The organism is Winogradskyella flava (assembly GCF_014243395.1).
In the GTDB taxonomy this organism is placed as follows: Bacteria; Bacteroidota; Bacteroidia; order Flavobacteriales; family Flavobacteriaceae; genus Winogradskyella; species Winogradskyella flava.
In genome coordinates, this window is the sequence record NZ_JACLCP010000001.1 from 625,891 (window position 1) to 637,859 (window position 11,969).

Sequence of the window (11,969 nt, forward strand, 5' to 3'; positions counted from 1 at the left end):
TAATTTTTTAAGTCAAGTCGAATATATAAAAAATGACTATTAACAAGATGTTAACAATGTTATAATAGATTAACTACCGTATTAATCGATAAATGACTTAGACGTTATTCTCGGAATGTTTTAGCTGTATATATACAGGAAAATGATCACTGTAACCACCCCTATATTTCTTTCCTACATAGGTTCTAAATGGTTGCCCTTTATACTTGCCATGATATTGGGTCAAAATCTTATCATTAAAGACATCAGCCTTGTCAAAAGACAGGTTGGAATTTCTTTTATCAAAAAAGTTAACAGAGAAAAATATCTGATCAAATAGATTCCATTGAAAATCATGATTTAAACTACCTTTATCTCTGGACCAAACGGTTTTAAAAGGGTTAAATAAATCACTTTCTTTTTCCATTAGCCTTATACTAGTATCATTTGGGTTATCGTTAAAGTCGCCCATAACAATAATTTTTGCGTCAGTATTTTCTTTTTTCAATCTTTTGATTATGGAATTCACAACATTTGCCGCTGAGATACGTTTGTGCTCTGTTTCTTTTTCACCCTCACGACGAGAGGACCAATGGTTGACAATAATGTTGAGCTTTTCCTCATGTAGTCTTCCTTGTACCAAAAGAACATCTCTAGTATAATCCCTTTCACCAGAATCATTTTGAAGATATACAGAAAAGGTCTCTGAACTTTCAACTTTAAATAGGTCATCTTTATAAAGAAGGGCAACGTCAATCCCACGCTCATCAGACGAATCGTAATGTACATAGCTGTAAGCTTCTTCAATGAGATTTTTACTTCTTACTAAATCGGATAGGACTTTTTTATTTTCAACTTCAGCTAGCCCGATAATGACAGGTGCATGTTCTGTAGCTTCATCACCTATTTTAGAAATAACGGACCCCAATTTTCTAAGTTTGTTTTCATAACGTTTTGGAGTCCATCTTTTCGCGGAAACCGGTAAAAAATCATCATCGTTTGTGTTTGGGTCATTTTCAAAATCGAATAAATTTTCGATGTTATAAAATGCAATAGTATACTCTTGTGAATTATTATTCATGGCAATAAATATAGAATTTTTAAAGCGTATTAAGAACACTACATTTGTTTAACTTTGTACTTTACTTACTTATGATAGAAAAAAAAGACATTGCTTTAGAAAGAGTTGTACTCATTGGTATTATAACACAGGACCAAAATGAAGAAAAGTCCAAGGAATATCTTGATGAGTTAGAATTTTTAACCTACACGGCAGGTGGCGAGGTTATAAAACGCTTCACGCAGAAAATGAACATGCCTAATCCTAAAACATTTATCGGTAGCGGTAAAATGGACGAGGTCATGCATTTTGTTAAGGATAATGATATTGGCACCGTAATTTTTGATGATGAACTCTCACCAGCCCAAGAACGAAATATTAGTAAGATTCTCAATTGTAAGATTTTGGATAGAACCAATCTTATTCTTGATATATTCGCACAGCGTGCTCAAACCAGCTATGCTAGGACTCAAGTAGAATTAGCACAATGCGAATATTTATTACCAAGATTGAAAGGTATGTGGACCCACCTTGAACGACAAAAAGGTGGTATTGGAATGCGTGGCCCAGGTGAAACTGAAATAGAAACAGATAGACGTATTGTTAGGGATAAAATATCCTTATTAAAGTCTAAAATTAAAGCCATTGATAAACAAATGGCAGTACAGCGTGGTAATCGTGGTAAATTGGTTCGAGTGGCGTTAGTGGGATATACCAATGTTGGTAAGTCTACATTAATGAACGTCATAAGTAAAAGCGAAGTCTTTGCAGAAAACAAACTCTTTGCTACCCTAGATACCACAGTTAGAAAAGTGGTTATCGGTAATCTGCCATTTTTAGTTAGCGATACCGTTGGTTTTATAAGAAAGTTACCTACGCAATTGGTGGAGTCATTTAAAAGTACGCTAGATGAGGTGAGGGAAGCAGACTTATTACTTCATGTTGTAGATATTTCGCATTCTAATTTCGAAGAGCACATTGATTCCGTTAATCAGATTTTAGATGAGATAGAAAGTAAGGGCAAACCCACCATAATGGTCTTCAATAAAATTGACGCTTATGAGTCTGAGCCTTATGATGAAGATGATTTAATTGTAGAAAAAACTAAAGCTAACTATACCATTGAGGAATGGAAAAAAACATGGATGGCTAAGTTAGGAGATAACGCTTTGTTTATATCTGCATTGAACAAGGAAAATCTAAATGAGTTTAGAAAACGTATTTATAAAGAAGTTAGAGAAATACATGTAACTCGTTTTCCTTACAATCATTTTCTATATCCAGATGTTGAAGAGATAGAATAAAGTGTCTTTTAAATGAAATCATATATGCCCCAATTCAAAATTTGGATCAGAAAAATCTTTAAGAACAGGTGGGTAAAAGGGTTATCATGGATAATGGGTTCTGTTTTATTATTTCTTCTAGGGCTTTACATAAGTGTCTATTTAGGGGTATTTGGAAAACTACCAACAACCGAAGCTTTAAGCTCTATAAAACATGAGCAAGCCACGCAGATTCTAGATCATAAGGGCAAGTTAATAGGTAAGTACTATATCTATGATAGACAGCCGGTAAATTTTGAAGATCTCCCTAAACATTTAATCGACGCTTTGGTTGCCACAGAGGATAGTCGTTTTTATAAGCACAATGGTGTCGATAATATTAGTCTTATCAGGGTTTTTGTAAAGAACTTAATACTTCAAGATAAAAGTGCAGGTGGAGGGAGTACTATTACGCTTCAACTGGCAAAGAATTTATATGGTAGAAAAAATTATGCGATGTTTAGTATGCTCATTAATAAATTTAAAGAATCAATTATTGCCAAGCGTATCGAAGACATTTATTCCAAAGAAGAGATTTTGATACTCTACTTAAATACAGTTCCGTTTTCTGATAATACATATGGTATAGAAAGCGCCTCGTTAAAGTTTTTTGATAAATCCGTAAACGATTTAACTATAAATGAAGCTGCCACCTTAGTTGGAACATTAAAAGCAAACACGTATTACAATCCTAGAGTCCATCAAAAGCGTAGCGAAGATAGACGAAACGTAGTGCTTCAACAGATGGTGAACTATGGCTATTTAGCAAAGGATTCTCTGGAATTTTTTAGCAAGCAGAAGTTAGAGTTGAGTTACAAATCTTACAATCATGATTTAGGTCTGGCACCTTATTTTAGGGAAGCCGCGAAAAAGCAACTAACGGCAATTTTAGATACTTTAAAAACTCCGGAAGGTAATCATTACAATTTGTATAAAGACGGACTTGTAGTATATACCACCTTAGATTACCAAATGCAGCAATATGCTGAAGAAGCGATGAAAGCGCATCTTACAAAACTGCAAAATAACTTTGAAACGTCTTTTGGTAAGAATGCACCTTGGAATGATAATTCTAAAGTTTTGAAAACTGCAATTCAAAAATTGTCCATAGTGAAACGTTATAAAGACAAAGGCTTATCGGATGCGCAAATTATGGATTCATTAAATCTAAAGCGTAATCTGGAATTATTCAGTTGGCAAGGAGATACCGTTAGAAACATTTCAGTTATAGATAGCCTGAAGCATTACATAAAATTCCTCAATACTGGCATGTTGTCCATAGACCCAAAAACAGGCGCGGTAAAAACCTATATTGGCGGAATAGACTACAGATTTTTTAAATATGATCATGTCTCACAAAGCGAACGTCAAGTAGGCTCTACCTTTAAACCCTTTGTATATACAGCTGCCATTGAAAACGGATTAGACCCATGCACCTATTTTTCTTTAAGAGAAGTCACTTATTCCAATTATGATGATTGGACACCGAGTAATTCAGGAAGTGAAGAAGAGGATCCGCACATCAATTATACTTTGGAAAATGCCTTAAGCAATTCCGTTAACACTATTGCGGTAAAGGTTTTAGAAGAAGTTGGTATTCCCAATACCATTGAGCAAGTACAAAAATTGGGTATAACCAATGAGCTGCCAAATAAACCATCATTGGCACTTGGTGTTTCAGAAATTAATCTCATGGAACTTACAGGCGCTTATGCCAGCTATGTCAACGATAGCAAACCAGTAAAACCCTATATTATCACTAAAATCGAAGACAAAGATGGTAATGTCATTGTAGATTTTAAACCTAATATTTCAGTAGAAAAAGCATACAGCGATAATACCAGACAGGTCATGTTAGAGATGATGAAATCTACTGTAAATAGTGGTACAGCAATCCGTTTACGAAACAGTTATGGGTTAAAAAATCCCATTGCTGGAAAAACAGGAACAACTCAAAACAACAAAGATGGATGGTTTGTAGCACTTACACCAAATTTGGTCACGATAACTTGGGTAGGAAATGATAATAACTCCATTGGTTTTAAGTCCACAGGTTTAGGACAAGGTGCCAATTCAGCATTGCCAATATTTGCTCAATTTTATCAAAAGTTGAACGCTGACAAAGCTTATAGAGCTTTTACTAGTACTAGGTTTGAAGACATTTCTGAAGACGTTATCAAGGCTCTAGATTGTGAACCCACAAAACGAGATGGTTTCTTTAAACGCTTGTTTAAAAAGAAAACCAAGAAGAAAAAGTTTGATTAAAAAAAGCCTGTCAATAATGACAGGCTTTTTTATTTGTAAGAGTTCTTCTATTTAGAACTTATAGCTTAAACCAATTGTATAGTATGATTGTAAATCGTTATCTGCATCTTCTAATGCTACGCCTTGGAAGTTAGCAGCTTCTTGTTGATTGCTTCTTAAAGCAAAATCAAAACCAACACCAATCATTTTCCATAATGTATAGCTAAAAGAGTTGGTCCATGTCCAGTTAGATAAATCACTTGACTTATAACTTTGGAATGTAGAGAAGTTAGATTTAAAAGCAATGGCTCCAATCTGTCTTGTATAATCTGCTACAATCTTAGCACCTGCAGAAGATTCGAAAACAGCATCATTTTCAGCAAATACAAAGTTGTAGTTTAATGGATGTATAACTACAATTAGATTTTCAATTGGTGTCCAAGTCGCACCAATACCTAAGTCTAAATATCCTGGATCATTGAAGTTATTTAATAACGTCGTTCTGTATTCACCTAATGCAGATACTGCCCATGTGTCACTTAACTTATAACCATACAATGACGAAAGGTTGAAAACATCCGTGGTTGCCTCAAAATCGTCACTATCTAAGTCAGTATCCTTGTTATCAAGCTTTACCCATGCTAAATTTGTGGTTAATGAGTTTCTCCAAAAGTATTTGTCTTCAAGCTTGTTGGCAAAAGCATTAAAAGTGACGCCTATATTACCTGAAGAGTTATTTGGAACACCTTGTGCATACCAATTATTAAAGTTAGATAAGCTACCGCCAATAGTACCAAAAGCACCTACTCTCCAACCAGGTAAAGCATCAATTTGAGCTTGTAAAGCATTGGCTTCAGCTTGAAACTTATCAGCTTCAGCTTGTTTCTCTGCTTTTTGGGCTTCTAGTTCTTCTTTTGTCTGCGCAAAACCAAAAGTAATGGCAAACATCATGAATACTGATAAAATTAAATTTTTGTTCATAATCAATTAATTTTAATAAATCTTAAGTTGTTATTAAGTTGCAAATATAAGTTTTTATTGATTTCTAGTAAATAACCCCTTACAAAGAAATCAATACTTCTTTGACAATAAAATCTCTAAAAAGTCACAATTTATTTTCTTTTATACAAAGGAACAGAAGAGCAAGCTTCACCAAACATTATAGATTTGGCAACTGGTTTAAGTTTTTGGGATAGTAATACAAGGGCATTTGCTGGTACAGGTTTATGGGAACAACCTTTAATAATCACAGGCATATCGCTATATTCAGAGACGTCCATGTCAGAAATTATTTCAGCATAAATAATGGATTCTAAATGGTCTAATGAACCAATAACGGTTAATTTTGATGTGCCTTGAAGCTGTAAGGAAATCAACATATAAGCCCAATCTGGTACGATCGCATCGGTCGAGCAATGCAGAGCAACAAATGCATTATTGCATTGTGACCAATCATGCAGAGCAACATGTTGCCTAAAGTCTTTTTCTCGTAGTACTAAGCCCTCAAGTAGCCAATCCTTGATATCAAAAAGTATGCGTTTGCCATCAGGATAAAAGTCCTCAAGATCAATAACCTTAAGTTTACTATTAGCAACTCTGTTAATTATTTCTTCTGCCATTTTACAACATACCAAGTTCTAATTTAGCTTCTTCACTCATTAAATCTTGAGACCAAGGTGGATCAAAGGTAATTTCCACCTCTGCGTCTTTAACGTCATTTAATGACTTTACTTTTTCTTCAACTTCAAGTGGCAGTGTTTCTGCAACAGGACAGTTGGGTGTTGTTAAGGTCATTAAGATTTTAACCTGGTAGTCTTCATTTACAAATACATCGTAGATTAATCCTAGTTCGTAAATATCTACAGGGATTTCTGGATCGTAAATGGTCTTTAATACTCTTACAATTTTATCTCCAAGTACGTTTGTGTCTATTGTCGTTTCGCTCATCTTAATTCAATTGTGTTTGATATGCTATCGCATACATCTTTAGTTGTTTTATCATACTCACAAGACCATTGGCCCTTGTAGGTGATAGGTGCTCTTTTAATCCGATCTCATCAATAAAATCTGTATTTGCGTCAAGAATAGCTTTTGGATGTTGATTGGAAAACACTCTAATTAAAATAGCAATGATTCCCTTAGTGATAATAGCATCACTATCTGCTGTAAAATTCACCTTGTCATCTTCCATATCTGCATGCACCCATACTTTACTCTGACAACCTTTAATAATATGATCTTCCGTTTTAAATTTTTCATCAATTAATGGCAATGTTTTGCCTAAATCAATCATATATTGATAGCGTTCTTCCCAATCTTCAAACATTGAAAATTCGTCTATTATATCATTTTGAATTTCTTCAATAGTCATACCTAATTTGTTTTTAACAAAGTTACAAAAACGCTATTGTTTAGACACACTTTCCTTAATCGATAACACTTTATTAACGAGTTCTTCAATCTCTTTTGGAGGTACACCATGATCAAAAGATGGTGACATTATTTCGACATCACCTCGAATAATGGATAAAGTAGCATGTGCAGCACCATCATACAAGCGTTTATTAGTTGGCGCCTCAAGTTTTTGAAATTCATCATTATCAATATTCTGAAACATGTTACTCAATGCCTCCCAATCCTTAGGGTCGCAGCGATAGTTTGTAAAACTCTTTAGATTTCTATCTGAAGATGTTCTAACACCTGATTCAGAGATTTGAACAAATTCGAACATGCCTCTAGATTGTGCCTGGTATGTAATTAGTGTTCTGTTATAGTTGTCTTTAACCATATCACTTTTACTAGGTTTTGACGCTAATTGCTTATTGGCTTTTAATAATTGCCCATCGTCGTTTGAGAGATAAATACTATTCCCTTCAATCTTATAAGTGCGGGTCTTACTCAAAACATCTAAAAACTGACGTTCAATTTTATTTTGTGCGTCTTGGCAGTATTTTTTGGAAGTCGCTAGGGGACCAAATGAAATAGTATTACCATCAGTTGTATAATCTCCAAAAAAACTATTACAACCAGAAAATCCCGAGACCCTATTAGAGGACGCATCAAAGTTTATAGATAAAGTCATTGGTAATTTATCTATATTTTCAATCTCTGAAAGGGTATATGCTCCTGAAAGTAAGTCTTGCATGGTATTGCTTTTTTCTTGTGATTCATCTACAGATGTTGACGCCTTTGATGAGTTACAAGATTCGGTCATCATTACAATAGCGAATAGGCTTATTAAAAATTTCATAATGTTTACTGTTTTAAAAAGTAAGATGCACTTATAGTGCCAAACAGACTAAGATAGCATCATGACTGCTTTTTTAAGTGCAGTGATAAAGGTATCAATTTCCTCTTTAGTATTATAAAACATAAAAGAAGCTCTTATGGTTCCGGGAATTTGATAAAAATCCATAATAGGTTGGGCACAATGATGCCCTGTACGGACGGCAATGCCCATTTTATCTAATATCGTCCCAATATCATAAGGATGAATATTGGCGACATTAAATGAGATTACAGATGTTTTTTCTTTTGCAGTACCATAAATTTTTAGTCCATCAACTTGTAATAGTTGCTCTGTAGCATAGTCCAAAAGGGTATTTTCATATTTGGCTATATTATCAAACCCAATGGTATTCATATAGTCCAAGGCAGCTCCAAAAGCAATACCACCGCAAACATTTGGTGTGCCAGCTTCAAACTTATGGGGTAAGTTCGCATAAGTTGTTTTTTCAAAAGAGACCTCTGCAATCATTTCGCCACCACCTTGATATGGGGGCAATTTTTTCAACCATTCTTCTTTACCATAGAGCATACCAACACCAGTTGGCCCACATATTTTATGAGCTGAACAGACATAAAAATCAACATCCAATTGTTGCACATCTGGTTTTAAATGAGGACAAGACTGTGCGCCATCAACCAAAACAGCAGCACCTGCGCTGTGGGCTTTTTCAATAATGTATTCAATAGGATTAATAGTTCCTAATGCGTTGGATATATGGTTAACAAAAACAAGTTTGGTATTTTCATTTAAAAGCGAATCAAATTCTGAAAGTATTAATTCACCATTTTGATTCATAGGAATCACTTTCAAGGTAGCGCCTGTTCTTTCACAAAGCATTTGCCAAGGTACAATATTACTGTGATGCTCTAGTGCAGAAACAAGGACTTCATCGCCCTTTTTTAGTAGGGAAGAAAAGCCATTTGCCACTAAATTAATACCATGAGTTGTTCCAGCAGTGAAAATTATTTCGTGCGAATGTTTAGCATTAAAATGTGTTTGAATTTTAAGACGAGCTTGCTCGTAAGCGTCAGTGGCTTCTTGGCTTAGACTGTGGACACCTCTATGAATATTAGCGTTGTAGTTTGAATAGTAATCTACAATAACATCAATGACCTGTTGAGGTGTTTGCGACGTTGCCGCATTGTCAAAATATATTAACGGCTTTCCATTAACCTTGCGATTAAGTATAGGGAAGTCTCTCCTTATATCTTGGACATTTAAAGTCATTAATTTTCCTTTTCTATTTATGAGTTAAAACTACTTTTTAGCTGTTCAATTATTGTTATTCCAATTTCTAAAAATGCTTCACACCACTCAATATTTTTCTTTTCAGAATAAATCAAAATCTGATTAGGCCATCCTTGATTTGATCCGAAAATTTCATGTTTTGATTCAAGTAAACTTTTTATTTCTGAGGTAAATGTTTCTTTTCCGGTTCCAGCTTCAAAACCATGAACAAAAGAAACAATAGTCTCCATATTAATGGGATGAATCCACATTGAAGTCTTAATCAAGAAGTGATTTAAAATTTCATGCTCTTTTTTGGTCATTTATTAAGAACAATTTACAAATCAAACCCAATATTAACGCCCAATTTACTAGCGATAATCTTCGTAATCCTACTTTTAATTTCAGGAATTTTAACCGAGCCTAGGACATTATTGCTAAATGCAAACATCAATAAAGCTCTAGCTTCCTTTTCTGGAATACCACGTGAACGTAAATAAAACATGGCGCTTTCGTCTAGCTGACCAATAGTGCAACCATGAGAACATTTGACATCATCTGCAAAAATCTCTAGTTGAGGTTTTGTATTTATACTAGCCTTATCGCTTATTAAAATATTGTTGTTGGCCTGAAATGCGTTGGTTTTTTGTGCATCCTTTTCAACAATAACCTTTCCATTAAAAACACCAGTGGCACTATCGTTAAAGATACCTTTGTAGTCTTGGTGACTCTCACAATTAGGCTCTATGTGGTGTACTAATGTATTATGATCTACATGCTGTTTGTTACCAATAATGGTAATGCCTTTCATTGTAGAATCTAGACGTTCGCCGTTTTGATAGAAATTTAAATTATTTCTAGTCAATTTTCCACCGAATGAAAATGTATGTACTTTAGCAATACTTTCCTGTTTCTGATTGATAAAGGTATTATCGATTAAAGAAGCGGATTCCCGATCATTCTGAATTTTATAGTAATCTACAATAGCACGTTTGTTAGCAAAAATTTCAGTAACGCTATTGGTTAATACAGGATTATCTGTTAAACTTTGATGGCGCTCAATAATTTGAACATGTGAATTCTCGTCAACAACAACCAAATTTCTTGGCTGTACCATTAGAGCTGCTTCATTTCCTGTAGAGAAATGCACGATTTGAATTGGCTTTGTAACTAATTTATTTTTAGGAATATGAATGTAAGCGCCTTCCGCTGAAAATGCTGTATTTAAAGAGGATAAACCATCTTTTGGAGCTATTTTATTGAAGTAATTTTCAATAATTAGTCTGTATTTTGGTTTGGATAAGGCTGCAGACATTAGGCATACATCAATACCATCATGTGTGGTTTGAGATAAATGTGACGAATATTTTCCATCAATAAAAACGATTTTATAAGTATCGATTTCATGGATAAAATATCTTTTTACATCACTGTATTCCAATGCTTTTTCATGCTTTGGAAACACACTGTAGTCGTGCTTTAAAACCGAATTTAAAGAGGTATACTTCCAAGCTTCTTGTCGCTTTGATGGAAAGCCTTCAGTTTCAAAATTCTTTATTGCTTCAGTTCTTATATCATGGATAGGCGAATCTATGTCGACCATATTTTCAAAGGCCATGAAAGAAGAGACTAATTTTTCTTTTAATTCCATTTGCTTATAAATTAAGCGTTTACTTCTTCTTTAATCCAGTCGTAACCTTTAGCTTCTAGCTCATGAGCCAATGCAGCTGACCCAGATTTAACAATTTTGCCATCATGCAAAACGTGCACGTAATCTGGTACGATATAATCTAATAATCGTTGGTAGTGCGTAATAACGATTACAGCGTTATCTTTTGATTTTAGTTTGTTTACACCATTAGCAACAATTCTAAGCGCATCAATATCCAATCCTGAATCTGTTTCATCCAAAATAGCTAGCCTAGGCTCTAACATTGCCATTTGAAAAATCTCATTACGTTTCTTTTCACCTCCAGAAAACCCTTCATTTAAAGAGCGCGACAAAAACTTTCTATCAATTTCTAACATCTCAGATTTTTCGCGAATCATTTTCAACATTTCATTTGCAGGCATGTCTTCCAATCCTTTGGCCTTGCGGGTTTCATTAATTGCTGTTTTCATAAAGTTAGTCACACTAACTCCAGGAATTTCAACAGGGTATTGAAATGATAAAAACACACCTTTATGGGCGCGTTCTTCTGGGCCAAGCTCATCAATATTTTCTCCTTCTAAAAGAATTTCCCCTTCCTCTACTTCATATTCTTCCTTACCAGCAATAACAGAAGCCAAGGTACTCTTCCCAGAACCATTAGGTCCCATTATAGCATGGACTTCACCAGGTTTCACATCAAGGTTAATACCTTTTAAAATTGCTTTGTCTTCAACACTAGCGTGTAAGTTATTTATCTTTAACATTGTCTTTTAGTTTGCTAATTTTATAATGTCTTCTTTATTTGGATTTGGTGCTTCGACCTTTAATATTTCTTTTATTTCGACGCGATATTGCCAGCCCTCTTCACCTTTAGGCTTTTCAAACTTTTTCACCCTTAATGTTACGGGAACCATGTCAGTCGGTTCCTTTTTAAATGGCTTTACCTGCTCTTCTAGTTGATGCATGTTGTCGTCAATGACCACACCATAAATTTCATTTTGGGTTTGCAACACTGCTGCATCTGCATAATATATAAAGTCGCCTTTCATAGTGATGAAACCATCATTGGCGTCGTAAGACTTAGCTCGATTTTCTTCTAGGTTAATCTCTGGCTTTGTTTCGTTTTTGCATGCTGCCAATGCTAAGCATAAAATGATAATTAATTTTGTTTTTTTCATAATAACCATAATTTATTTG

General features: G+C 34.5%; 13 protein-coding genes. 2 read left to right on the forward strand and 11 right to left on the reverse strand.

The annotated features are described in order from the left end of the window. Window positions 1–97: 97 nt before the first annotated feature. Window positions 98–1,060: an endonuclease/exonuclease/phosphatase family protein gene (locus H7F21_RS02770; RefSeq protein WP_185787701.1), complete on the reverse strand. Its 963-nt coding sequence runs from the start codon at window positions 1,058–1,060 to the stop codon at window positions 98–100. A gap of 71 nt (window positions 1,061–1,131) precedes the next feature. Between H7F21_RS02770 and hflX the strand changes: the two genes are divergently transcribed. After that, entirely contained in the window at window positions 1,132–2,343 is a 1,212-nt protein-coding gene (gene hflX / locus H7F21_RS02775; protein WP_185787702.1) for a GTPase HflX, read from the forward strand. Between the two features lie 24 nt (window positions 2,344–2,367). Continuing rightward, entirely contained in the window at window positions 2,368–4,626 is a 2,259-nt protein-coding gene (locus tag H7F21_RS02780; protein WP_185787703.1) for a penicillin-binding protein 1A, read from the forward strand. Window positions 4,627–4,677: 51 nt separating this feature from the next. Here H7F21_RS02780 and H7F21_RS02785 read toward each other — a convergent pair whose 3' ends face one another. From H7F21_RS02785 to H7F21_RS02830, 10 genes are all read right to left on the reverse strand, one after another. Next, a complete protein-coding gene (locus tag H7F21_RS02785; protein ID WP_185787704.1) occupies window positions 4,678–5,586 on the reverse strand; it encodes a DUF3078 domain-containing protein in 909 nt (302 codons plus the stop codon). A 131-nt stretch (window positions 5,587–5,717) separates the two neighbouring features. Next, window positions 5,718–6,224: a DUF2480 family protein gene (locus H7F21_RS02790; protein ID WP_185787705.1), complete on the reverse strand. Its 507-nt coding sequence runs from the start codon at window positions 6,222–6,224 to the stop codon at window positions 5,718–5,720. A gap of 1 nt (window position 6,225) precedes the next feature. Continuing rightward, entirely contained in the window at window positions 6,226–6,552 is a 327-nt protein-coding gene (locus H7F21_RS02795; protein WP_185787706.1) for a DUF59 domain-containing protein, read from the reverse strand. 1 nt (window position 6,553) lies between these two features. After that, window positions 6,554–6,976 (reverse strand): SufE family protein, encoded by a 423-nt coding sequence (locus tag H7F21_RS02800; RefSeq protein WP_185787707.1) that lies wholly within the window; start codon window positions 6,974–6,976, stop codon window positions 6,554–6,556. Window positions 6,977–7,009: 33 nt separating this feature from the next. Then, window positions 7,010–7,855, reverse strand: coding sequence for an META domain-containing protein (locus H7F21_RS02805; protein WP_185787708.1), 846 nt, complete (start codon window positions 7,853–7,855; stop codon window positions 7,010–7,012). Between the two features lie 48 nt (window positions 7,856–7,903). Then, window positions 7,904–9,121 (reverse strand): aminotransferase class V-fold PLP-dependent enzyme, encoded by a 1,218-nt coding sequence (locus H7F21_RS02810; RefSeq protein WP_185787709.1) that lies wholly within the window; start codon window positions 9,119–9,121, stop codon window positions 7,904–7,906. 17 nt (window positions 9,122–9,138) lie between these two features. Then, a complete protein-coding gene (locus H7F21_RS02815) occupies window positions 9,139–9,444 on the reverse strand; it encodes a hypothetical protein (protein ID WP_185787710.1) in 306 nt (101 codons plus the stop codon). A gap of 14 nt (window positions 9,445–9,458) precedes the next feature. Continuing rightward, complete coding sequence (gene sufD / locus H7F21_RS02820; RefSeq protein ID WP_185787711.1) at window positions 9,459–10,772, reverse strand: Fe-S cluster assembly protein SufD; 1,314 nt, start codon at window positions 10,770–10,772, stop codon at window positions 9,459–9,461. Window positions 10,773–10,783: 11 nt separating this feature from the next. Then, on the reverse strand, window positions 10,784–11,536 hold the full coding sequence (sufC, locus tag H7F21_RS02825; RefSeq protein WP_185787712.1) for a Fe-S cluster assembly ATPase SufC: 753 nt from the start codon (window positions 11,534–11,536) through the stop codon (window positions 10,784–10,786). A gap of 6 nt (window positions 11,537–11,542) precedes the next feature. Further along, a complete protein-coding gene (locus tag H7F21_RS02830; RefSeq protein ID WP_185787713.1) occupies window positions 11,543–11,950 on the reverse strand; it encodes a hypothetical protein in 408 nt (135 codons plus the stop codon). Window positions 11,951–11,969: the final 19 nt, after the last annotated feature.